Genomic DNA, 20,949 nt, shown 5'->3' on the forward strand with positions numbered 1-20,949 from the left:
GATCAGGCGTCAGTTCGGTGTAGAGCGCCTCGAATTCCTGCGCCAGTTTGTGGCGTGGCTCAAGGTAGATCATCGGCCGGGCGACATCGTGGGATTCGCGGATCTTGACCGACGCCGACAGCGTGGCGTCCAGCACCGGCAGTCCTTCGCCTTTCAGCTCGTTTACCAGTGCGCTGCGGCAGGCTGGCGCGTGGCTGGAACTGATTGACGACAATGCCCTCGATGCGCAGCGCCGGGTTGTGATCGGCACGGATTTCCTCGGCGCTGTTCATCAGGTTGTACAGCGCCTGACGCGAGAACGCATCGCAGTCGAAGGGAATCAGGCAGCGCTCGGCGGCGATCAGGGCGGAGCGGGTGAAAAAGTTCAGCGCCGACGGTGTGTCGATCCAGACTTCATCGTACTTGTCGGCCAGTTGGTCCAGCGCTTCCTTCAGCTTGAACATCTTGTAGCGCGCTTCCAGCTTGACCATCAGTTCGGCCAACTCCGGATGAGACGCCAGCAACGACAGGCCGTCAAACGGCGTGGCCACGACAAAGTCCTGCGGCGCCTTGTTGAACAGGCTGATGTTGAGCATGTCGCCAAAGAAGTCGGCGGCGCTCGGCGTGATCCCGCTGGCCGCTTGCCCCAGCAGGTAGTGGCTGGCATTGCCTTGCGGGTCCAGATCGATCACCAGTACCCGCTTGCCTTGCCGGGCGGCCACGGCTGCCGGGTTGACGGTGATGGTGGATTTGCCGACTCCACCTTTCTGGTTGAATACCACACGTCGGATGGCGTGCATGGTGACGTCCTTTCGCATACGGCGTTATCGGGGAGGATCTGCCGCCGGGCGCCAGACCCTGACCGTGGAGAGGCGGCTCAGAGCGCGTTATGGCCCGGCACACCGACTGCATTTGCTGATAGCTGGCCGAGTTCTGAACCACCGGCATTGGCTTTATCTGCCCGTCATTGTAAGTGAAGCTGGCGATCTGGCGACCATTCTCGTCAAATAACACCATGGCCTTGAGCCAGAAGGTGCGCGCGTTGCAGTCCATCTGCCGGTATTGATCGATACCTTGTGGCGCGGGGTGGACAGGAAGTTTTCCTTCTTCAGGTTGAAGATGGTCTTGCGGTCGCGGAACGTCACCAGCGTTCCCTCGCGCTTGATCGACAACTTGTCCAGCTCATTCAGGATGTTGCCATTGGGGCTGACCCCGGTGTTTTCCCAGTCGGCGCTGGGCTGGTTGACCGGCGGGCGCGCCGGTCGGTGCGACAGGGTGGACGTCGGGGCGCTGGCGCAGCTTACCAGAATGCTGGCGGCCGCCATCAGGGCAAGCACACGGTAATTCATCGGAGTTCTCCATTGGATGGTGCAAGTGTCGCACAGCGCCCCGGCGGCGAAAACCTCTGTGGTCTCCATGGGGCGCAGAGGCACGCCGCTTTCATGCCCGCCAGCTGACGGTTCGGCCAACTGCGGGTTGGCCGAAAGCGGCGGAGAGTCGCCGTACAGCGGGCGCCTGACGACGTTGTGGCCGCCCGTCTGGCTTTTTTCCCGGTCGTAGCGGGCGCTTGCCGTACAATAAGCGCCTTCTTACCGATAGCGCATCACATGCAGGACGCCTCCTCCTTACTTAACAACATCTTCGGCTACCCGGAATTTCGCGGGCAGCAAGGGGAGATCGTCGAACACGTGGCGCACGGCGGCCATGCGCTGGTGTTGATGCCCACCGGCGGTGGCAAATCGCTGTGTTACCAGATCCCGGCGCTGATGCGCGACGGCGTGGCCATCGTGGTATCGCCGCTGATCGCGCTGATGCAGGATCAGGTGGCCACGCTGACCGAGCTGGGCGTGGCGGCCGCCTGCCTTAATTCCGCCACGGCGCCGGATGAGGCGCGCGACATCGCCCGGCAGGCGCAGGCGTAACACGCTGGATTTGCTTTATGTGGCGCCGGAGCGCTTGCTGACACCGCGCTTTCTCGATTTTCTGGCGCGGCTCAACATCGCCCTGTTTGCCATCGACGAAGCACACTGCGTCAGCCACTGGGGGCACGACTTCCGCCCGGAATACCAGCAGCTGGGCGTGTTGGCCGACCGCTTCCCGCAGGTGCCGCGTATCGCCCTGACCGCCACCGCCGATGCGCAAACCCGCGCCGACATCCTGCATTACCTCAAGCTGGGCGACGCCCGTGTGTTTCTGGCCAGCTTCGACCGTCCCAACCTGTTTTATCAGGTGGTGGAAAAGCACAACGCCAAAAAGCAGTTGCTGGAGTTCATCCGCAGTGCCTACCTCGGCGCTTCCGGCATCGTCTACTGCCTGTCGCGCAAGCGCGTGGAAGACACCGCCGAATGGCTGTGCAGCAACGGCATCCACGCCTTGCCTTACCATGCCGGGCTGTCGCACGCGGTGCGCGAGGCCAACCAGCGTGCGTTTATCCGCGAGGAAGGCATCGTCATGGTGGCGACCATCGCCTTTGGCATGGGCATCGACAAACCGGATGTGCGCTTCGTGGCACACATCGACCTGCCCAAAAGCCCGGAAAACTTCTATCAGGAATCCGGCCGTGCCGGGCGTGACGGCCTGCCTACTACCAGCTGGTTGTGCTACGGCCTCAACGACATGGTGCAACTGACGCAGATGATCCAGTCATCGGAAATGGCTGATCTGCAAAAACAGGTGGAACTGGCCAAGCTGGATGCCATGCTGGCGTTCTGCGAAACCGCCGGTTGCCGCCGCCAGCACATCCTCAGCCACTTTGGCGAGCGCAGCCAGCCATGCGGTCATTGCGACAATTGCCTGCATCCGCCCGCCACCTTCGACGCCACCGTGCCGGTGCAAAAACTGTTGTCCTGTATCTATAGAGTGGGCCAGCGCTGTTCGGCCAACCATGTGGTGGATGTGTTGCTCGGCCGCGCCAATCAGCACGTCACCAGTTTTGGCCACGACCAGCTGTCCACCTTTGGCATTGGCCGCGAGCTCAACCAGCGCGCCCTGGCGCTCGGTCATCCGCCAGCTGGTGGCGCGCAAGATCATTGAAGTGGACATCGCCCGCGGCCAGTCGCTGGTGCTGACCGAAGCCTGCTTACCATTGCTCAAAGGCCAGCAGCCCATCGCGCTGCGCCCGGTGGCCGATGACAGCCGCGGCCGCAAGACCGACAACGACCGCTGGCTGCGCACCGAGCGCGAAGAGCGGCTATGGCAGGCGCTACGCCGCTGGCGGCGCCAGGTGGCAGACGAACACAATGTTCCCGCCTACGCCGTGTGTTCCGACCGTACCTTGCGCGAGCTGGTCGAGCAAAAGCCCGACAATAGCGCCGGGCTGGCGCGCGTTTACGGGCTGGGCGAACTGAAACTGGCGCGCTACGGCAGTGCCATTCTGCAAATCTTGTCGGAACACAACATGCAGGGCGAGTGATTCCGCTACAATCATCCCCATTACCTGACACCGCTTTCGGCCAACCTTGAGCGAGCGAGGCTCGGCTGACCGCAGCGGGTTTACTACCCGGAGAAACCGTACATGGCAGTCAATCTCAACCCCGTCAGTGCCGACCAACTGGCCCCCATCGCCGGGGTGGACCTCAGCGTCGCCGAAGCATCAAAAAAGCCAACCGCAAAGACGTGCTGGTGATCCGTCTGGACAAAGGCAACACCGTTGCTGGCGTGTTCACGCAAAACCGCTTCTGCGCCGCTCCCGTCCAGCTGTGCAAGAAACACCTGAACGCCGGCGTCCAGATCCGCGCACTGGTGGTCAATACCGGTAACGCCAACGCTTACACCGGTGAAGACGGCCGCCAGCGTGCCCTGTCGGTATGTCAGGCACTGGCCGACGAGCTGGACTGCGGCATCGAACAAATCCTGCCGTTTTCCACCGGCGTCATCCTCGAACCGCTGCCGTCCGACAAGATCATCCAGGCGCTGCCGACACGCCGTTCGGCCAACTGGGCCGAAGCGGCTGAAGCCATCATGACTACTGACACCGCGCCCAAAGTCACCAGCCGCACGCTGGCACTGGAGGGTAGCTCCGTGTCCATCACCGGCATCGCCAAGGGCGGCCAAGCATGATTCACCCCAACATGGCCACCATGCTGGGCTTCATCGCCACCGACGCCGCCATCACCCGCCCGGTGTTGGAGCAACTGGTCAAGGAAGTGGCCGACCTGTCGTTCAACTGCATCTCGGTCGATGGCGACACCTCCACCAACGACAGCTTCATCCTCATGTCCACCGGGCAAAGCCAGGCGCCGCTGATCGACTCCAACCAGCATCCCGCTTACGCCACGCTCAAGGCAGCGCTGGTTGACGTTGCCACCGAACTGGCCCAAGCCATCGTGCGCGACGGCGAAGGTGCCACCAAGTTCATCACCGTTACCGTCGAAGGCGGCCGCTCCGTCTCCGAGTGCAAGGACGTCGCTTACGCTATCGCCCGTTCCCCGCTGGTGAAAACCGCCTTCTTCGCTTCCGACCCCAACCTTGGTCGCCTGCTCTGCGCCATCGGCTACGCTGGCGTCAACGATCTGGACGTCGACCGCATGGAACTGTATCTGGATGACGTACTGGTTGCCGCTAACGGTGGCCGTCATCCCGACTATCAGGAAGAAGATGGCCAGCGCGTCATGGCCAAGCCGGAAATCACCGTGCGCGTCGTCCTCAATCGTGGCGAAGCCAGGCCACCGTCTGGACCTGCGACTTCTCCTACGACTACGTTAAAATCAACGCCGACTACCGCAGTTGAGCGCCCCCCGTCAGGGAAACCCGTAAAAAGGTTGGCTTCGGCCAACCTTTTTGTTGTTCTGCGGGCGTGTAAGACGGTTAGCGGAGCATTAAAGTGGCAGTAGACCCTGCTGGCGAAGATGGCGAGTCGAGCAGGGTGGTGGCTTGAGAGGAAAAGTCTGCAAAAACCCGGCTGTAATAAGGCGTTCAGGAACAGCGGGTTGCGGGGGATTGGGGTGGGTTTTTGGCGGAAAGAGTCAGGAAAAGGCGCAGAAAGTGTTGACGGGAGTGGTTGGGGTGGGTATAGTTCGCCTCCTCAGCTGACGACGCAACGGAAACGAAGCGGTTGGCACCGATCTTTAACAGAAAGAATAACCGATAGGTGTGAGTGCTTGGTAGAAGCCAACACTTGCACTGCAAGAGACAGAAATACTTGTTTTATTTCTTTGATCTTGCGTGCCAGAAATTTGCTAAGAGATTGAACTGAAGAGTTTGATCCTGGCTCAGATTGAACGCTGGCGGCATGCTTTACACATGCAAGTCGAACGGCAGCACGGGAGCTTGCTCCTGGTGGCGAGTGGCGAACGGGTGAGTAATGCGTCGGAACGTGCCGAGTAATGGGGGATAACGCTTCGAAAGGAGTGCTAATACCGCATACGCTCTGAGGAGGAAAGCGGGGGACCTTCGGGCCTCGCGTTATTCGAGCGGCCGACGTCGGATTAGCTAGTTGGTGGGGTAAAGGCTTACCAAGGCGATGATCCGTAGCGGGTCTGAGAGGATGATCCGCCACACTGGGACTGAGACACGGCCCAGACTCCTACGGGAGGCAGCAGTGGGGAATTTTGGACAATGGGGGCAACCCTGATCCAGCCATGCCGCGTGTCTGAAGAAGGCCTTCGGGTTGTAAAGGACTTTTGTCAGGGAGGAAATCCTGAGCGTTAATAGCGTTTGGGGATGACAGTACCTGAAGAATAAGCACCGGCTAACTACGTGCCAGCAGCCGCGGTAATACGTAGGGTGCGAGCGTTAATCGGAATTACTGGGCGTAAAGCGTGCGCAGGCGGTTGTGCAAGTCTGATGTGAAAGCCCCGGGCTTAACCCGGGAACGGCATTGGAGACTGCACGACTAGAGTACGTCAGAGGGGGGTAGAATTCCACGTGTAGCAGTGAAATGCGTAGAGATGTGGAGGAATACCGATGGCGAAGGCAGCCCCCCGGGATGATACTGACGCTCATGCACGAAAGCGTGGGGAGCAAACAGGATTAGATACCACGGTAGTCCACGCCCTAAACGATGTCAATTAGCTGTTGGGGGTTTGAATCCTTGGTAGCGTAGCTAACGCGTGAAATTGACCGCCCTGGGAGTACGGCCGCAAGGTTAAAACTCAAAGGAATTGACGGGGACCCGCACAAGCGGTGGATGATGTGGATTAATTCGATGCAACGCGAAAAACCTTACCTGCTCTTGACATGTACCGAACCTCTGAGAGATTAGAGGGTGCCCGAAAGGGAGCGGTAACACAGGTGCTGCATGGCTGTCGTCAGCTCGTGTCGTGAGATGTTGGGTTAAGTCCCGCAACGAGCGCAACCCTTGTCATTAGTTGCCATCATTAAGTTGGGCACTCTAATGAGACTGCCGGTGACAAACCGGAGGAAGGTGGGGATGACGTCAAGTCCTCATGGCCCTTATGAGCAGGGCTTCACACGTCATACAATGGTCGGTACAGAGGGTTGCCAAGCCGCGAGGTGGAGCTAATCTCAGAAAACCGATCGTAGTCCGGATCGCACTCTGCAACTCGAGTGCGTGAAGTCGGAATCGCTAGTAATCGCAGATCAGCATGCTGCGGTGAATACGTTCCCGGGTCTTGTACACACCGCCCGTCACACCATGGGAGTGGGGGATACCAGAAGTGGCTAGGATAACCTTCGGGGGTCCGGTTACCACGGTATGCTTCATGACTGGGGTGAAGTCGTAACAAGGTAGCCGTAGGGGAACCTGCGGCTGGATCACCTCCTTTCTAGAGAAAGGCGGAAGCCGAGTACTCACAACCTATCGGTTGTTCTGGAAGTTAAGGGCATGGAGTTTAGCCGGAAGGCGAGACGCCATCGTCAACTGGGTTTGTAGCTCAGCTGGTTAGAGCACCGTCTTGATAAGGCGGGGGTCGTTGGTTCGAGTCCAACCAGACCCACCATTTGACCTGTTGGGGGATTAGCTCAGTTGGGAGAGCACCTGCTTTGCAAGCAGGGGGTCGTCGGTTCGATCCCGTCATCCTCCACCACTCAGCCCAAACAAAAGCGCATCGTCGAGAGGCGGTGAATTTTTGTTTGCGTTGACAGACCGCAAGGTCGTACGCTCGATCTTTAACAAACTGAAGAAGCCGAATTAACAAGACGGCAAGAAGGAAAACGGAGTTAAGTCTTCGTTGGAAAGCTTGTCGACTTTGGGTAATTTGATTGTATCGATGTCATGTCGCCATATCAAAAGGGGCGGTGTGACATGTCGCACAAACACAGCCTGTTGTGGAAGTAACCAGGTTACTGAAATGATAGGGTCAAGCGACTAAGTGCATCTGGTGGATGCCTTGGCGATCACAGGCGATGAAGGACGTGTAAGCCTGCGAAAAGCGCGGGGGAGCTGGCAATAGAGCTTTGATCCCGCGATATCCGAATGGGGAAACCCACCTAGCAATAGGTATCCCTGACTGAATACATAGGTCAGTGGAAGCGAACCGAGTGAACTGAAACATCTAAGTAACTCGAGGAAAAGAAATCAACCGAGATTCCGTCAGTAGTGGCGAGCGAACGCGGAACAGCCTGTACTCTTTATGACTTGGCTTAGTCGAAGGCTCTGGAAAGTGCCACCGTAGTGGGTGATAGTCCCGTAGACGAAAAGCCATGGCAAGAACTAAGTGTACGAAAAGTAAGGCGGGACACGCGAAATCCTGTCCGAAGATGGGGGGACCATCCTCCAAGGCTAAATACTCGTGATCGACCGATAGTGAACCAGTACCGTGAGGGAAAGGCGAAAAGAACCCCGGGAGGGGAGTGAAATAGAACCTGAAACCGGATGCATACAAACAGTGGGAGCCTCGCAAGGGGTGACTGCGTACCTTTTGTATAATGGGTCAGCGACTTACATTCAGTGGCAAGCTTAACCGAATAGGGGAGGCGTAGGGAAACCGAGTCCGAATAGGGCGTCTTAGTCGCTGGGTGTAGACCCGAAACCGAGTGATCTATCCATGGCCAGGATGAAGGTGCGGTAACACGCACTGGAGGTCCGAACCCACTAATGTTGCAAAATTAGGGGATGAGCTGTGGATAGGGGTGAAAGGCTAAACAAACTCGGAGATAGCTGGTTCTCCCCGAAAACTATTTAGGTAGTGCCTCATGTATCACTTCCGGGGGTAAAGCACTGTTATGGCTAGGGGGTCATTGCGATTTACCAAACCATGGCAAACTCTGAATACCGGAAAGTGCAAGCATGGGAGACAGACGGTGGGTGCTAACGTCCATCGTCAAGAGGGAAACAACCCAGACCGCCAGCTAAGGTCCCAAATGATAAGCTAAGTGGTAAACGAGGTGGGAAGGCCTAGACAGCCGGGATGTTGGCTTAGAAGCAGCCATCATTTAAAGAAAGCGTAATAGCTCACTGGTCGAGTCGTCCTGCGCGGAAGATGTAACGGGGCTCAAGCTTATAACCGAAGCTGCGGATGCACAGTTTACTGTGCGTGGTAGGGGAGCGTTCTGTAGGTCTGTGAAGGTGTGTCGTAAGGCATGCTGGAGATATCAGAAGTGCGAATGCTGACATGAGTAGCGATAAAGCGGGTGAAAAGCCCGCTCGCCGAAAGCCCAAGGTTTCCTACGCAACGTTCATCGGCGTAGGGTGAGTCGGCCCCTAAGGCGAGGCTGAAAAGCGTAGTCGATGGGAAACGGGTTAAAATTCCCGTACTTTCGTATAGTGCGATGTGGGGACGGAGAAGGTTAGGTCAGCCGGTGTTGGATGCCCTGGTTCAAGCCGGTAGGCTGGAGAGGTAGGCAAATCCGCCTCTCCTTAAGGCCGAGACGTGATAACGAGGATCTACGGATCTGAAGTGACTGATACCACGCTTCCGGGAAAAGCCACTAAGCTTCAGCTATACGAGAACCGTACCGCAAACCGACACAGGTGGGCAGGATGAAAATTCTAAGGCGCTTGAGAGAACTCAGGAGAAGGAACTCGGCAAATTGATACCGTAACTTCGGGAGAAGGTATGCCTGTTGTGGTGTAAACCCTTGCGGTTGAAGCTACGACAGGTCGCAGAGAATCGGTGGCTGCGACTGTTTAACAAAAACACAGCACTCTGCCAACACGAAAGTGGACGTATAGGGTGTGACGCCTGCCCGGTGCCGGAAGGTTAAGTGATGGGGTGCAAGCTCTTGATCGAAGCCCCGGTAAACGGCGGCCGTAACTATAACGGTCCTAAGGTAGCGAAATTCCTTGTCGGGTAAGTTCCGACCCGCACGAATGGCGTAACGATGGCCACACTGTCTCCTCCTGAGACTCAGCGAAGTTGAAGTGTTTGTGAAGATGCAATCTACCCGCTGCTAGACGGAAAGACCCCGTGAACCTTTACTGTAGCTTTGCATTGGACTTTGAAGTGGTTTGTGTAGGATAGGTGGGAGGCTTAGAAGCCGGGACGCTAGTTCTGGTGGAGCCAACCTTGAAATACCACCCTGACCCCTTTGAGGTTCTAACTTTGGTCCGTTATCCGGATCGGGGACAGTGCATGGTAGGCAGTTTGACTGGGGCGGTCTCCTCCCAAAGTGTAACGGAGGAGTTCGAAGGTTACCTAGGTACGGTCGGAAATCGTGCTGATAGTGCAATGGCAAAAGGTAGCTTAACTGCGAGACCGACAAGTCGAGCAGGTGCGAAAGCAGGACATAGTGATCCGGTGGTTCTGAATGGAAGGGCCATCGCTCAACGGATAAAAGGTACTCCGGGGATAACAGGCTGATTCCGCCCAAGAGTTCACATCGACGGCGGAGTTTGGCACCTCGATGTCGGCTCATCACATCCCGGGGCTGTAGCCGGTCCCAAGGGTATGGCTGTTCGCCATTTAAAGTGGTACGTGAGCTGGGTTCAAAACGTCGTGAGACAGTTTGGTCCCTATCTGCAGTGGGCGTTGGAAGTTTGACGGGGGCTGCTCCTAGTACGAGAGGACCGGAGTGGACGAACCTCTGGTGTACCGGTTGTCACGCCAGTGGCATTGCCGGGTAGCTAAGTTCGGAAGAGATAACCGCTGAAAGCATCTAAGCGGGAAACTCGCCTGAAGATGAGACTTCCCTGAGGGCTTGACCCTCCTGAAGAGTCGTTCGAGACCAGGACGTTGATAGGTCGGGTGTGGAAGCGCTGTGAGGCGTGAAGCTAACCGATACTAATTGCTCGTGAGGCTTGATCCTATCATTTGAGTGGCTTGGGAAACCGAGCTGGCTGTAAATGTGCGACGTGCAATCAATTACCGAAATCATAAGTTAATTCAGGGTTGAGAGATCAACCCAAGGCTTCTTGCAGTTTGTTGACAGCTTATGTCTGGTGGCCATAGCGAGGTGGTCCCACGCCTTCCCATCCCGAACAGGACCGTGAAACGCCTTAGCGCCGATGATAGTGTGGCATTCGCCATGTGAAAGTAGGACACCGCCAGACTCCCCTTACGAAGCCCAGCTCTCTCAGCTGGGCTTCTTGCTTTTCACAACGGCCAGCGTGCCTTCTCCTATTCTCCTCATTTCTGACCGCTATTGCGGATAATCGGTGCTTGGGGGCAAGCTAAATTCCTGCTTAAGCCGATGCTGCTTTATCCTTGGCGATTGCCACGCTCTCACGCTCTTGGGCCGATTGGTCCTGAATGGTATGCTTCTTTCCTTGTTGTTGCCGTGAAGCGCGCTTGCGCCAAGCGTGGCCATGATCTGCCAAGGAAACCCATGTCATATCCTACCCCCGCTTTCGAAAAAAAATTGTGTTCCCCCGCGCTGTTGGCTGAGAAGTTGGCCGAATTGCCGCGACCGTTGGTGTTTACCAATGGCTGCTTCGATATTCTGCATCGCGGTCATGTAACTTATCTGGCTCAGGCTCGTGCCTTGGGCGCCAGCTTGGTGGTGGGCCTGAATACCGATGCTTCGGTCAAGCGTCAGGGCAAGGGGGATGACCGCCCGATCAACAATGAACTGAATCGTGCTGCGGTACTGGCAGCGCTGGAGAGTGTCAGCCTGGTGACCTGGTTTGACAGCGATACACCGGCTGAGCTGATCGAGCTGATTAAGCCGGATGTGCTGGTCAAAGGCGGCGATTGGAGTGTCGACCGCATTGTCGGCAGCGCCGAAACGCTGACGCGCGGTGGTTCGGTACATTCCATTCCTTTCCTGTTTGATACCTCGACCACCGCTACCATCCAGAAGATTCGCCACGCTGAGGAGCAGGCGTGAGCGAGCATGCCTTTGCCGTGTTGCGCCATCTGGCGGATGGTCGCTTCCATTCCGGCGAGGACATTGCCCAGTCGCTCGGCTGTTCCCGTACGCTGGTCTGGCAGGCTGTGCACGCCATTGAGCAAGAGTTTGGCCTGACGGTGTTCAGCGTGCGTGGGCAGGGCTACAAGTTGGCCGAACCCTTTGAATGGCTGGATGTGGCGAGCATTCGGGCTTGTCTGGCCCGGCGGCCGATGCTTTTACTCTGGCCGTGGCGGAGCAGACGGACTCCACCAACAGCCAGCTGATGCTGCGCGCAGCGTCCGGTGGTTTGCATGGACTGGTTCTCGCTGCCGAGCAGCAAAGCGCCGGGCGCGGCCGTCAGGGTAAGCGCTGGCAGATGAAGCTGGGCTCTGGCTTGATGTTTTCCGTCTTGTGGCGCTTTGAGCGCGGGATGGCGCAGTTGGCCGGGCTGTCGCTGGCCGTGGGGCTGGCGTTGGCGCGGGCGTTGCGCGAACTGCAGGTACCGGTTGCCCTGAAATGGCCGAATGATTTGCTGTTGAACGGCAACAAGCTGGCTGGGATCTTGATCGAACTGTCGGGCGATGCCTTGGGGCTATACCAGCGTGGTGATTGGCATCGGGGTGAACCTGACGCCTCCCGGCGAGGTTGACCAGCCGGTGGCTACCTTGCAGGACGCCGGGGTCAAGGTTGGCCGAAATGCCGTGCTGGCGCTGCTGTTGAACCAGTTGCAGCAGGTGCTGACCGAGTTTGATGCTAACGGTTTTGCCCCGTTGCGCGAGGAGTGGATGACCATGTCGGCGCACCAGAATCAGCGGGTGCGTCTGAGTTTTTCGCATGGTGAACCGGTGGAAGGCGTGGCGCGTGGCGTGGCGGACAACGGTGCCTTGCTGGTGGAAACCGCCGAAGGATTGCAGACCTTCCATGTGGGTGAAGTGAGCTTGCGACGGGCCGAGTCATGATCTTGCTGATTGATGCCGGGAATAGCCGGGTGAAGTGGGCGATTTATCAGCAGGGACGTTGGCTGGCGGATGGCGTGGTGGTGCACGACGCCGTGCCGCAACTGGCCGAGGAGTGGCGGCGTTGGCCGCTGACGCGCGCGCTGGCCTCATCCGTGGCCGAGCCGCAGGTGGGAGCAGCGTTGCAGGCGGCGCTGCCTTGCCCGGTGCAATGGGTGCGCGCGCAAGCGGCGTTTGGCGACGTGACCAATCATTATCGCCGAGGCCGCCGAGCAGGGGGCGGATCGCTGGCTGGCGGTCCCTGGCGGCACGGCAGATCTGCGCGGGTGATGTGGTGGTGGCTTGTGCCGGTACCGCCTTGACGGTGGAGGCATTGACCGCGGAAGGCGATTATCTGGGGGGCTGTATTTTGCCGGGCTATCGTTTGATGCTGGCCAGCTGGCGCGCGGTACGGCGAATCTGGACCGGCTGGCTAAGCGAAGTGGCGGCCTTTCCACAAGGTACGGCGGATGCGCTGGCCACTGGCGTGGTTGATGCCATGGTTGGCGCCATCGAGCGCATGTGCCTGAGGTTGGCCGAAAAAACCGGGCGGGGCCGTCCCCAGCTGTTGTTGACCGGCGGCGATGCCGCGCAGTTGGCACCATGGCTCGCGGAGCCGGTGCGTATCGTGGATAATCTGGTGCTAATGGGTCTCTTGAGAGTGGCTGGCGAGCAATGAAATGGTTTTTGGCATTGGTGGTAATCCTCAATCTGCTGGTGGCGGGGTATGGGCTGTTCAAGCAGCATCCCTCCTCGGATATTCACGCGCAGGAAATCAGCCCAGAACAGGTAAAGCTGTTGCCGCCTGACTGGACCCCGGCGAGTGCGCCAGCGGTAGCCGTCGCCCAGCCGAGCTTCGGCGCTTAAGCAACGGAACCCCTGCACGCGGCGGCGGCCAAAGCGGCTTCCGCACCAGTGGCGGACAAGTCCGCCAAGGCTGCCCCGATGCCAGCCAAACCGGCACAGCTTAAGCCAAGCCCGAAGCGGTGACACCGCCCGTGGAAGCCAAGCCGAAGCCAGCTGCCAAGCCGGTAGCCTGCTACAACTGGGGCGTGCTGGATGGCAAGCTGTTGGCCCGGGTCAAGGGTGGCTTGCCGGGCTTGAAACTGAAGCCGGAACAATTGGTGGAAACGGCCAAGGGTGAGAGCAAGGGCACCGGCAAGTTCTGGGTGTATTACCCGGCGCTCGCCACCAAGGCAGAAACCCAGACGCTGGCGGCGGAGTTGAAAGACAAGGGCTTTGACAACTACATGGTCAATAATGCCGAGTTCAAGGGCACCTTGTCGCTTGGCCTGTTTGGCAAGGAAGAAGGTGCCAAGGCGCTGGTAGCCAAGATCAAGGCAGCAGGGTTCGACAAGGTGAGCATGCAGCAAAAGGGCAAGACCACCGAATCGTCGTTGCTGACGTTCAAGGCGCTGGATGACGCCCAAGTAAGCAAACTGCAGGCGCTGCAAAAACGACTGACGCCGGGCATTGCGCTGAAAAGCTGCCAGCCCTGAGCGTTGTTTTGCTGTCCGTGCCCACCCATGACGGGCTGGCGCGGCAGCCTCCACAGACGGCGGCGGTGTGCGCCGTCTTTTTTGCCTGTGCCTACTTCATGTCTCGACATGTGAACATCACCCGGTTGCTGGACCGGGGAACCTTTAATGATCACGTTATCCGCCAGCTGGGCGGCTCGATGGCGTTTATTGCTTAGCCGGCGCTCAACGCGGGCGGTTTTCTGGCCGTGCACCGCTATACGTCGCACATGTCCGGCATCATTTCCGGCATGGCGGACGAGTTGGCGCTGGGCGAGGTGCGGCTCGCGTTGTCGTTGCTGGTGATGCTGATGTGTTTTATCGGCGGGGCCATGCACTCGACCGGCTGATCATCTGGGCGCGGCGCCAGCGGTTGCGCGGCGGCTATGGCGTATCGATGATGGAAGAGTCGCTGTGGCTGTTGCTGTTTGGTTTGCTGGGCGCCGGGCTGACCTTGCACAAGGGCTTGTTCACGCCGGTGACGGTGATGCTGCTGTGTTTCATCATGGGCATGCATAACACCGTGGTGACCAAATTGTCCGGCGGCCTCTTGCGTACCACGCACATGACCGGTACCGCGACCGATATCGGTATCGAGCTGGCCAAGGCCAGCTATTACAACCGCTCGCACAGCCACAAGGTGCGGGATATTCGCGTCAACCGCCGCAAGCTGCGCATCCTTAGCCTGATTCTGGTGTCGTTCTTTCTTGGCGGCGTGGTGGGGGCGCTGGGCTTCAAACATCTGGGCTACAGCTTTACCGTGCCGCTGGCTACCTTTCTGTTTTTGCTCGGGCTGCGGCCGATCTGGTACGACATCAAGCTGCGTTTTCGCTGGTGGCGCTTAGCGTCGGCCGGGCTGAAGGGTGCGACGGGGGTTTTCGGCCAACCTTGTTGCCGCCGTGGTGCTTGCGTGCGCGCAGAAGGTGTCTGGTCCCCCCGTGCTAGCGCTGGCTGACCGGATAGGGCTTGCTCGCGCCTGACTGGCACGGCACACTGCCGGTTCCACGCCGTGGGGTGTGGCAGCCTTAACCCGTCGGCTGTGCAAGATGGACGGGAAGCGTGGGAGCCTTCCCGCGTCCTCTCTGACGGAGAGTGTTCATGTCTGACGTTATCAAGGGTGACGGCGCCATCCGCCGCACCAGCCTGTACGGCTCTTCCATCGAAAATACTTACGGCCGGCGTGCTGTCGTTCATGCGTCGCAACTACAGCCGCGACCTGACCGGTGCCGACGTGGTGGTGTCTGGTATTCCGCTGGATCTGTCCACCACTTTCCGCTCCGGCGCGCGCTTGGGGCCGCAGGCCATCCGTGCCGCCAGCGTGCAGTTGGCCGAACTCAAGCCTTATCCGTGGGGTTTTGACCCGTTTGATGACCTGGCGGTGATCGACTATGGCGACTGCTGGTTTGACGCGCACAACCCGCTCACCATCAAGTCGACCATCATCGAGCATGCGCGCCATATTCTGGCGTCTGGCGCCCGCATGCTGACCTTTGGTGGTGACCATTTCATTACCTATCCGCTGTTGCTTGCCCACGCGGAAAAGTTCGGCCAACCCCCGGCGCTGCTGCATTTCGACGCCCACTGTGATACCTGGCCGGATGATGAGCCGGACAGCCTGAATCACGGCACGATGTTTTACAAGGCGGTGAAGGAAGGGCTGATCGACCCGGCGCATTCGGTGCAGGTGGGCATCCGCACCTTCAACGACGACTTCATGGGAATGAATATTCTGGATGCGGCCTGGGTGCATGACCATGGCGCCGAGCAGACCATCGCCGGGGATTGGCGAAATCATCGGCGACCGGCCGGTGTATCTGACCTTTGATATCGACTGTCTTGATCCGGCCTATGCGCCGGGCACCGGCACGCCGGTACCGGGCGGGTTGACCAGCGCGCAGGCGCTGAAGATTGTGCGCAACCTTGGCGGGCTGAATATCGTCGGCATGGACGTGGTGGAAGTTGCACCGGCCTATGACCACAGCGAGGTGACGGCGCTGGCTGCCGCCCACCTCGCCTGTGACATGCTGTGCCTGCTGCGTAACCGCAAACTGGCTGGCACCCTCTAGACGGGCCTCGCCGCCGTACCGCTCAGGCTAGCTGATGATGCACGTTCGGCTGGCTTTCCACCCGGTTGCGCCCGTGCTCCTTGGCCTGATACAGCGCCTGGTCGGCGCGGGCCAGCGCGACGTCGATCTGCGCATCTTCGGTTTGTAGCGCGGTGACGCCAAAGCTGGAGGTCATGATGATGGGGGCGTGATCGGTGGCGATCGGGCTGCTGGCCAGCCGGGCGCGCAGGCGTTCGGCAAATTGCAGCGCACCACTGAGCGACGCCTGCACCAGCAAGATGGCAAATTCCTCGCCACCGAGCAATATCCCCGATGCGCAATTCGTCGCGGATCAGGTGGCTGACATGGTGCAGCACATGGTCGCCCATGGCGTGGCCGTAGTCGTCGTTGACGCGCTTGAAGTGGTCCAGATCCAGCATCACCAGCGCCCCCGGCGGGCCGCCGTAACGCTTGACCCGTGCCAGTTCTGCATTGGCCAGCTCGTAGAAGTTGCGGCGGTTGTTGAGGCCGGTGAGTGCGTCGCTGGTGGCCAGCTGCTTGAGCTGTTCTTCCCCTTGTTTGCGCTCGGTGATGTCGGTGGTGTAACCGTTCCACAGCGTGCTGCCATCGTTTTCCCGTTCCGGTTTGGCGTGGGTCAGCACCCAGCGCCACTGCCCGTCTGGTACGGCGCATGCGCCATTCCGTTTCCCAGACTTTCATGTCCCGTGACGACTGGTAGAGCGATTCGACCAGACGGCGACGGTCATCCGGGTGAACCAGATCGAACAGTTCGCCCGCATCCTGTGCTACCTGTTCCGGCCGCACGCCATAGTGGGTATACATGCCCGGGCTGGCGTAGGGCAGCCCGATGCGGCCATCCGGGCGCAGACGCAGCTGGTACACCACGCCGGGAATTTGCGAGGTGAGTTTTTCCAGCCGGATTTGCCGGGCTCGACGTTCTTCATCGGCGGTCTTGCGCGTGGTGATGTCCATGTGGGTGCCCAGCGCCCGTTGCGGGCTGCCGTCGTCACCGTGGCGCATCACCTGACCATGCGCCAGTATCCAGCTCCAGCGTCCGTCCGGCCGTGCCATGCGGTATTCGCATTCGTAGTGGGCGCTATGGCCCGCCAGGTGCTCTTGCAGCCGCCTCTCCACCCGAGGCAGGTCGTCCGGGTGCATCAGAGCGCGCCGGTATTGATGTGCGGCTGAATATCCTGCACCTGCCGTCCCAGCATGCTGGCCCAGCGGGTATCGACATCGAAGTTCCGCTGGGGATGTCCCAGTCCCATAACCCGAGTTCCCCGCCGCGTAGCGCCAGTGACAGCCGCTCTTCGCTTTCGGCCAACTGTGCGCGGGCGTCGTGCTGGGCGCTGATGTCGGTGAGGGTTACCACCGGCCCTGACGCGGATCGTCCGCGCACGCCAGACTGAGTGTCAGCCAGCGCGGGTTAGCGGAGCCGAGGTTTTCCAGTTCGATGCTGACATGTGCTTCATGGCGCGTGGCGGCCAGCCAGTCGGTCGAATGCGGGGTATGGTCGCGGTGAACCGGGCGGTAGTGTTGCAGCAGCTCGGCCAGCGGCTGATGGTGGAAGTCGGCCACGCCCAGCAGTTGGGCGGCACTGGCGTTGCCACTGCTGACGCGACCATCGCTGTCGGTGAGCAGTACGCCCATTGGAACCAGTTGATAGACGGTGCGCAGCGTGTGGCGCTCTTTTTCCTGACGGTAAAGCAGCCAGGGCGATCAGCAGGCTGGCTGCCAGAATCACCGCGCTGGTGATCAGGCTGCGCCAGACAGCATGGTTGATGGCCAGCCGCTCGGCGTGCAGGGCATCTTGCAGGTCCAGCCCCACCGACAGCACCAGCGGCAGGCCGTTGACGCGTTGCCAGCCATAGGTGCGCGGGATGTGGTCAATATCCACGGTGGCGCGGTAAGAACCGGAATTAAGCTGCGGGTTGGTGAGAAATGGCTTAAGCTGCTGGGTACGCGTTTGCCGATAAAGTCTTCCATGCGTGCCGAACGCGCGAGATAGGCGCCATCACTGCGCAGCAGCAGAATCACATCGTGCGGGTTGGCTGCCACCTGCCGGAACTGGTCAGCCAGATACTGCGGCGTGACGGCGGCAATCACCACCCCGGCAAGCTGGCCATGGCGGAACACCGGGCGTGAGAAATGCAGCGACCATTGGTGCGAGATTCGCCCCATGGCTAAGCCGGTCGATGAACAGACGGGCGTTGCTGGTGCCCAGATGGGCGCGGAAATAGGGCCGGTCAGCGACGGACAGCCGTCCTTTGAAACCCATGTTGGAATACAGCACATTGCCGTTGACATCGGCAACGGCCAACTGCAGGAAAGTGCCGTCCGGATAGGCGGCCTGAGCGTTATTGATGCTGACTTCCAGCCCGGCGATACCACGGCTGGCGTAGTCGTTGGCCATGTTTTGCAGGACGAAATCCAGCCCGCGCATCATGGTGGCAACTTGCAAGGCGACGGCGCTGGCGGTGCGTTCGGCACGCAGTTGCGATTTTTGGGTAGTGGTTTCCACCAGCGTGCGCTGCGCGCTGAGTAATTCCAGCCAATACAATCCGAGAAAAACCACAACCACTAGTGGCACGGCTATCCAGCCGGACAGGCGAAAACGTCGCTGTCGTGGCTCAGAACCGGTGTCAGCCATATAGCCCCTTGCATCAAAACATATTTAGTGAATACTTTTTCGCTATTATGCCGTGAAATCAGCGGTTTGTGCTTGGTTTTAAGCGGTTTTTGGCGGGTTGAGCCGGTATTTTGCCGTTATCCGGCCAAGACATGCAGGCTGATGACGCCAAGGCCCAGCAGCACGATTTCACACACCTCAATGCTTAGGCGCCGAGGCAGTCGCCGGTCATGCCGCCCAGACGGCGTTTGAGGAAACCCCACCAGCCCACGCCCGCCAGCGGTGCCAGCAGCAGCCACGGTGCCAGATAGCCGCAGAGGATGAGTAGCCCCGCGCAGCCGATGAGCAGGCTGGGCCAGTGGCGTTGCCGGGCAAAGCGCTCGCCACTGCCGGGCGCCAGTGCTTAAGCAAGGTGGCGGACCGAAGCCACAGCAAACAGCCGCGCCCGGGCGGGGATCAGGATGAGTGGGTAAAGGTTGGCCGAAAACCTGACCAGCAGCATCAGCAGCACCAGTTTGCTCGCCAGCGCCAGCACCAGCGTCAGCACGCCAAAACTGCCGACATGCGGGTCTTTCAGCACGGCAAGGAAGCGCTCCTGATTGCGGTGCGCGGCGCCCAGCGCGTCGGCCCAGGTCTCCCAGCCCATCCAGATGCAGGCCTCCGGTGACCCACACCCAGCAGATCAGCCCGAGCAGCGCTCCCAGCCACGGGTCGATGTGCTGGCCGATGGCTGTTGCCGCTGCCACCAGCGCTCCCACCAGCAGGCCGACCACGGCAAACCAGCGGGCGCTGTCACTCAGCCAGGACGGCTGGAATTCCTTCAGCAGCCGACGTGGGCAGGCGGGTGAGAAACTGGATGGCCAGCCGCAGCGCCACATGCCACGGTGCGCGGGCGGGATTCATACCGGTTCGGGCGCCTCCAGCCGCATCAGGTAGGCCGGATGACCGGTCAGGATAGACAGCTGGGCAAAGCCGCCGCGCTGTACCGTCATCAGCTTGGCCACGGAGAAATCGGTGCCCAGCAACTCCGCCATCAACACGGTGATGACGCCGCCGTGGGTGACCAGCACCCGGTGGCTGCCGTGCGAGGCGGCAATCCAGTCGTGAAAGCTTCCAGCACGCGCTGGCGGAACAGGGCATAACTTTCGCCACCGGGCGGCACCAGTTGGTGTCGCACCAGCGCCTGACGCCAGTCTGGGTGCTGCGCGCTCAGGCTGTTGAGACTCATGCCATCCCAGTCGCCAAAATCGATTTCGGCAAACCGTTCGTCCACTTTCAACGGCAGCGCGGCCTGTAGAGCCTGATATACGGCAAATTCGCGGCAGCGTTGCAGCGGCGAGGTGGCCATGCTGGTCACCGGCGCCAGACTGTTCAGCCGCTGCCAGCTGCGCGCCATCTGCGTGATGCCGCTATCGTTGGCGGGCAGGTCGGTCTGGCCGATCAGCCTGCCCTCGTGATCGATGTCGCCATGGCGCAGCAGCGTCAGGGTGTAGGGGAACATCAGTCCTTCTCCGTCACGCCTAACTTCGGCAAAGGTGGCCATTTCGTTGTGCAGGCGGATGGCCAGTTGCAGCAGCGGCACGCACAGCGCGGCACCGGAGCCTTCGCCCAGCCGCAGGCCGATGCCGATCAGCGGTGTCAGGCCCAGCGCTTGCAGCGCAAGCGCGTGGCCGGTTTCTTCCGAGCAGTGGCTGGCCAGCAGCCAGCTTGCCACGGCCGGGTCGATGGCGCGGGCGGCCAGCGCGGCGGCGCTGCAATGAAGCCGTCGACCAGTGCTTAAGCACGCCAAGGTGGGCGGCTTCCAGATAGAAACCGGCCATGGCGGCGATCTCCAGCCCGCCCAGTTCGGCCAACGTGTCGAGGCCGCTGAGCGAACGGTATTGCAGGCGCGCCAGTGCTTGCGCCACCACGCGGCATTTGAGTGCCAGACCGGCATCGTCCACGCCGGTGCCTCGCCCGACCACCTGTGCCGGTTGTGCGCCGGTGAACTGGCAGATCAGCGCGGCGGAAGGCGTGGTATTGCCGATGCCCATGTCGCTCGAGCAATCAGCAGGTTGGCGCCGTTTGCCACGGCGCGGCGGGCGGCCTCCCGACCAGCGGCCAGCGCCGGGCGGTTTCTTCCTGCGTCATCGCCGCTTCTACCATCAGGTTGCGCGTACCGGCGCGCACCCGGGCGTGCACGATGGGCAGATCGTCCAGCGGGCTGAGTACGCCAACATCCACCACTTCCAGTCGCGCCTCAATGGCGCGCGCCAGTACGCAGATGGCGGCGCCACCGGCGACGAAGTTCTTGACCATTTCGCCGGTTACCACCGACGGATAGGCGGATACGCCTTCGGCAGTGACGCCGTGGTCGCTGGCAAACACGGTAATGGCCGGTGTCAGCGCGGCCGGGCAGGTCTGGCCTTGCCGGGCGGCAAAGCGGCAGGCGATGTCTTCCAGTTGTCCCAGGGCTGCTTAGCTGGTTTGGTCAGGCAGGACTGGCGCTGGCGGGCGGCGCTCAGGGCTTGGCTATCGGGTGGGGTGATGAGGTGTGTATCGGACATGGTATTCGGGCTCTGGCGGTTGCAGGGGTTGGCCATAGACGGGGTGAT

At 60.1% G+C, this 20,949-nt stretch carries 20 protein-coding genes, 2 tRNA genes, 3 rRNA genes and 7 pseudogenes; 19 read left to right on the forward strand and 13 right to left on the reverse strand.

The features are described from left to right. Positions 1-10: 10 nt before the first annotated feature. Both GKE73_RS10255 and GKE73_RS10260 read right to left on the reverse strand, forming a co-directional pair. Positions 11-779: pseudogene (locus GKE73_RS10255) on the reverse strand (ParA family protein); the annotation flags it as partial. Positions 780-932: 153 nt separating this feature from the next. Further along, positions 933-1,328 (reverse strand): hypothetical protein, encoded by a 396-nt coding sequence (locus GKE73_RS10260; RefSeq protein WP_230369967.1) that lies wholly within the window; start codon positions 1,326-1,328, stop codon positions 933-935. A 258-nt stretch (positions 1,329-1,586) separates the two neighbouring features. Here GKE73_RS10260 and recQ point away from each other — a divergent pair. The 19 genes and pseudogenes from recQ to speB form a co-directional block, all read left to right on the forward strand. Next, positions 1,587-3,361, forward strand: a pseudogene (gene recQ / locus GKE73_RS10265) (DNA helicase RecQ); the annotation flags it as partial. A gap of 132 nt (positions 3,362-3,493) precedes the next feature. After that, positions 3,494-4,708, forward strand: a pseudogene (gene argJ / locus GKE73_RS10270) (bifunctional glutamate N-acetyltransferase/amino-acid acetyltransferase ArgJ). A gap of 458 nt (positions 4,709-5,166) precedes the next feature. Continuing rightward, a 16S ribosomal RNA gene (locus GKE73_RS10275) occupies positions 5,167-6,704 on the forward strand. A 97-nt stretch (positions 6,705-6,801) separates the two neighbouring features. Beyond that, positions 6,802-6,878 (forward strand) — tRNA-Ile (locus tag GKE73_RS10280). Positions 6,879-6,889: 11 nt separating this feature from the next. Further along, positions 6,890-6,965: transfer RNA gene (locus GKE73_RS10285), tRNA-Ala, on the forward strand. 271 nt (positions 6,966-7,236) lie between these two features. Further along, positions 7,237-10,125, forward strand: a 23S ribosomal RNA gene (locus GKE73_RS10290). A gap of 129 nt (positions 10,126-10,254) precedes the next feature. Then, a 5S ribosomal RNA gene (gene rrf, locus GKE73_RS10295) occupies positions 10,255-10,369 on the forward strand. The 16S, 23S and 5S rRNA genes sit together here with 2 tRNA genes alongside, the layout of an rRNA operon. A 275-nt stretch (positions 10,370-10,644) precedes the next feature. Then, positions 10,645-11,145, forward strand: coding sequence for a D-glycero-beta-D-manno-heptose 1-phosphate adenylyltransferase (rfaE2, locus tag GKE73_RS10300; protein WP_230369968.1), 501 nt, complete (start codon positions 10,645-10,647; stop codon positions 11,143-11,145). Next, positions 11,142-11,432, forward strand: a complete 291-nt coding sequence (locus GKE73_RS10305) for an HTH domain-containing protein (RefSeq protein WP_230369969.1) — start codon at positions 11,142-11,144, stop codon at positions 11,430-11,432. Before rfaE2 ends, GKE73_RS10305 begins: the two co-directional genes overlap by 4 nt. Then, a complete protein-coding gene (locus tag GKE73_RS10310) occupies positions 11,396-11,797 on the forward strand; it encodes a biotin--[acetyl-CoA-carboxylase] ligase (protein WP_230369970.1) in 402 nt (133 codons plus the stop codon). The genes GKE73_RS10305 and GKE73_RS10310 overlap by 37 nt, the downstream gene beginning before the upstream one ends. Beyond that, positions 11,751-12,107 carry a biotin protein ligase-related protein gene (locus tag GKE73_RS24765; protein ID WP_230369971.1) on the forward strand — a complete coding sequence of 119 codons (357 nt, stop codon included), beginning with the start codon at positions 11,751-11,753 and terminating at the stop codon, positions 12,105-12,107. Before GKE73_RS10310 ends, GKE73_RS24765 begins: the two co-directional genes overlap by 47 nt. After that, on the forward strand, positions 12,104-12,466 hold the full coding sequence (locus GKE73_RS23255) for a type III pantothenate kinase (RefSeq protein WP_280954876.1): 363 nt from the start codon (positions 12,104-12,106) through the stop codon (positions 12,464-12,466). Before GKE73_RS24765 ends, GKE73_RS23255 begins: the two co-directional genes overlap by 4 nt. Further along, complete coding sequence (locus GKE73_RS23260) at positions 12,439-12,822, forward strand: type III pantothenate kinase (protein ID WP_312854421.1); 384 nt, start codon at positions 12,439-12,441, stop codon at positions 12,820-12,822. Before GKE73_RS23255 ends, GKE73_RS23260 begins: the two co-directional genes overlap by 28 nt. Next, positions 12,819-13,010, forward strand: coding sequence for a hypothetical protein (locus GKE73_RS10325; protein WP_230369972.1), 192 nt, complete (start codon positions 12,819-12,821; stop codon positions 13,008-13,010). The genes GKE73_RS23260 and GKE73_RS10325 overlap by 4 nt, the downstream gene beginning before the upstream one ends. A gap of 119 nt (positions 13,011-13,129) precedes the next feature. After that, positions 13,130-13,642 (forward strand): SPOR domain-containing protein, encoded by a 513-nt coding sequence (locus GKE73_RS10330; RefSeq protein ID WP_230369973.1) that lies wholly within the window; start codon positions 13,130-13,132, stop codon positions 13,640-13,642. A gap of 8 nt (positions 13,643-13,650) precedes the next feature. Continuing rightward, the gene (locus GKE73_RS10335; RefSeq protein WP_230369974.1) at positions 13,651-13,839 is read left to right on the forward strand and encodes a hypothetical protein; all 189 of its coding nucleotides are present in this window, start codon (positions 13,651-13,653) and stop codon (positions 13,837-13,839) included. 30 nt (positions 13,840-13,869) lie between these two features. After that, the gene (locus GKE73_RS23265; protein ID WP_312854422.1) at positions 13,870-14,010 is read left to right on the forward strand and encodes a DUF1275 family protein; all 141 of its coding nucleotides are present in this window, start codon (positions 13,870-13,872) and stop codon (positions 14,008-14,010) included. After that, positions 13,974-14,615, forward strand: a complete 642-nt coding sequence (locus GKE73_RS10340) for a YoaK family protein (RefSeq protein WP_312854423.1) — start codon at positions 13,974-13,976, stop codon at positions 14,613-14,615. Before GKE73_RS23265 ends, GKE73_RS10340 begins: the two co-directional genes overlap by 37 nt. Before the next feature lie 143 nt (positions 14,616-14,758). Continuing rightward, positions 14,759-15,726: pseudogene (speB, locus tag GKE73_RS10345) on the forward strand (agmatinase). Between the two features lie 22 nt (positions 15,727-15,748). Here the strand turns inward: speB and GKE73_RS10350 are convergent. The 11 genes and pseudogenes from GKE73_RS10350 to GKE73_RS10400 form a co-directional block, all read right to left on the reverse strand. Continuing rightward, a pseudogene (locus GKE73_RS10350) lies at positions 15,749-16,367 on the reverse strand (GGDEF domain-containing protein). Between the two features lie 31 nt (positions 16,368-16,398). Next, positions 16,399-16,884: pseudogene (locus GKE73_RS10355) on the reverse strand (PAS domain-containing protein); the annotation flags it as partial. A gap of 207 nt (positions 16,885-17,091) precedes the next feature. Next, positions 17,092-17,436, reverse strand: a complete 345-nt coding sequence (locus GKE73_RS10360) for a PAS domain-containing protein (protein WP_312854559.1) — start codon at positions 17,434-17,436, stop codon at positions 17,092-17,094. Between the two features lie 45 nt (positions 17,437-17,481). After that, the gene (locus GKE73_RS10365) at positions 17,482-17,832 is read right to left on the reverse strand and encodes a PDC sensor domain-containing protein (RefSeq protein ID WP_230369976.1); all 351 of its coding nucleotides are present in this window, start codon (positions 17,830-17,832) and stop codon (positions 17,482-17,484) included. Then, positions 17,798-18,376 (reverse strand): PDC sensor domain-containing protein, encoded by a 579-nt coding sequence (locus tag GKE73_RS10370; protein WP_230369977.1) that lies wholly within the window; start codon positions 18,374-18,376, stop codon positions 17,798-17,800. The genes GKE73_RS10365 and GKE73_RS10370 overlap by 35 nt, the downstream gene beginning before the upstream one ends. 116 nt (positions 18,377-18,492) lie before the next feature. Next, positions 18,493-19,233: an adenosylcobinamide-GDP ribazoletransferase gene (locus tag GKE73_RS26545; RefSeq protein WP_446686327.1), complete on the reverse strand. Its 741-nt coding sequence runs from the start codon at positions 19,231-19,233 to the stop codon at positions 18,493-18,495. Between the two features lie 21 nt (positions 19,234-19,254). Further along, on the reverse strand, positions 19,255-19,425 hold the full coding sequence (locus GKE73_RS10385; protein WP_230369978.1) for a histidine phosphatase family protein: 171 nt from the start codon (positions 19,423-19,425) through the stop codon (positions 19,255-19,257). Continuing rightward, positions 19,389-20,069: a histidine phosphatase family protein gene (locus tag GKE73_RS23270; RefSeq protein ID WP_312854424.1), complete on the reverse strand. Its 681-nt coding sequence runs from the start codon at positions 20,067-20,069 to the stop codon at positions 19,389-19,391. The genes GKE73_RS10385 and GKE73_RS23270 overlap by 37 nt, the downstream gene beginning before the upstream one ends. A 127-nt stretch (positions 20,070-20,196) precedes the next feature. Further along, positions 20,197-20,388 (reverse strand): annotated as a pseudogene (locus GKE73_RS23275) (nicotinate-nucleotide--dimethylbenzimidazole phosphoribosyltransferase); the annotation flags it as partial. Positions 20,389-20,401: 13 nt separating this feature from the next. Next, positions 20,402-20,806 carry a nicotinate-nucleotide--dimethylbenzimidazole phosphoribosyltransferase gene (locus GKE73_RS23280; RefSeq protein WP_312854560.1) on the reverse strand — a complete coding sequence of 135 codons (405 nt, stop codon included), beginning with the start codon at positions 20,804-20,806 and terminating at the stop codon, positions 20,402-20,404. Next, complete coding sequence (locus GKE73_RS10400) at positions 20,737-20,901, reverse strand: nicotinate-nucleotide--dimethylbenzimidazole phosphoribosyltransferase (protein WP_230369979.1); 165 nt, start codon at positions 20,899-20,901, stop codon at positions 20,737-20,739. Before GKE73_RS10400 ends, GKE73_RS23280 begins: the two co-directional genes overlap by 70 nt. Between the last annotated feature and the right edge of the window lie 48 nt (positions 20,902-20,949).

Source organism: Paludibacterium denitrificans (assembly GCF_009707705.1).
GTDB classification, from domain to species: domain Bacteria; phylum Pseudomonadota; class Gammaproteobacteria; order Burkholderiales; family Chromobacteriaceae; genus Paludibacterium_A; species Paludibacterium_A denitrificans.

Coding starts and splice junctions, on each gene's coding strand:
- GKE73_RS10260 (WP_230369967.1), bottom strand. CDS start 1,328: ATGAATTACCGTGTGCTTGCCCTGATGGCGGCCGCCAGCATTCTGGTA.
- rfaE2 (WP_230369968.1), top strand. CDS start 10,645: ATGTCATATCCTACCCCCGCTTTCGAAAAAAAATTGTGTTCCCCCGCG.
- GKE73_RS23255 (WP_280954876.1), top strand. CDS start 12,104: ATGATCTTGCTGATTGATGCCGGGAATAGCCGGGTGAAGTGGGCGATT.
- GKE73_RS10325 (WP_230369972.1), top strand. CDS start 12,819: ATGAAATGGTTTTTGGCATTGGTGGTAATCCTCAATCTGCTGGTGGCG.
- GKE73_RS10370 (WP_230369977.1), bottom strand. CDS start 18,376: ATGGCTGACACCGGTTCTGAGCCACGACAGCGACGTTTTCGCCTGTCC.
- GKE73_RS26545 (WP_446686327.1), bottom strand. CDS start 19,233: ATGTGGCGCTGCGGCTGGCCATCCAGTTTCTCACCCGCCTGCCCACGT.
- GKE73_RS10400 (WP_230369979.1), bottom strand. CDS start 20,901: ATGTCCGATACACACCTCATCACCCCACCCGATAGCCAAGCCCTGAGC.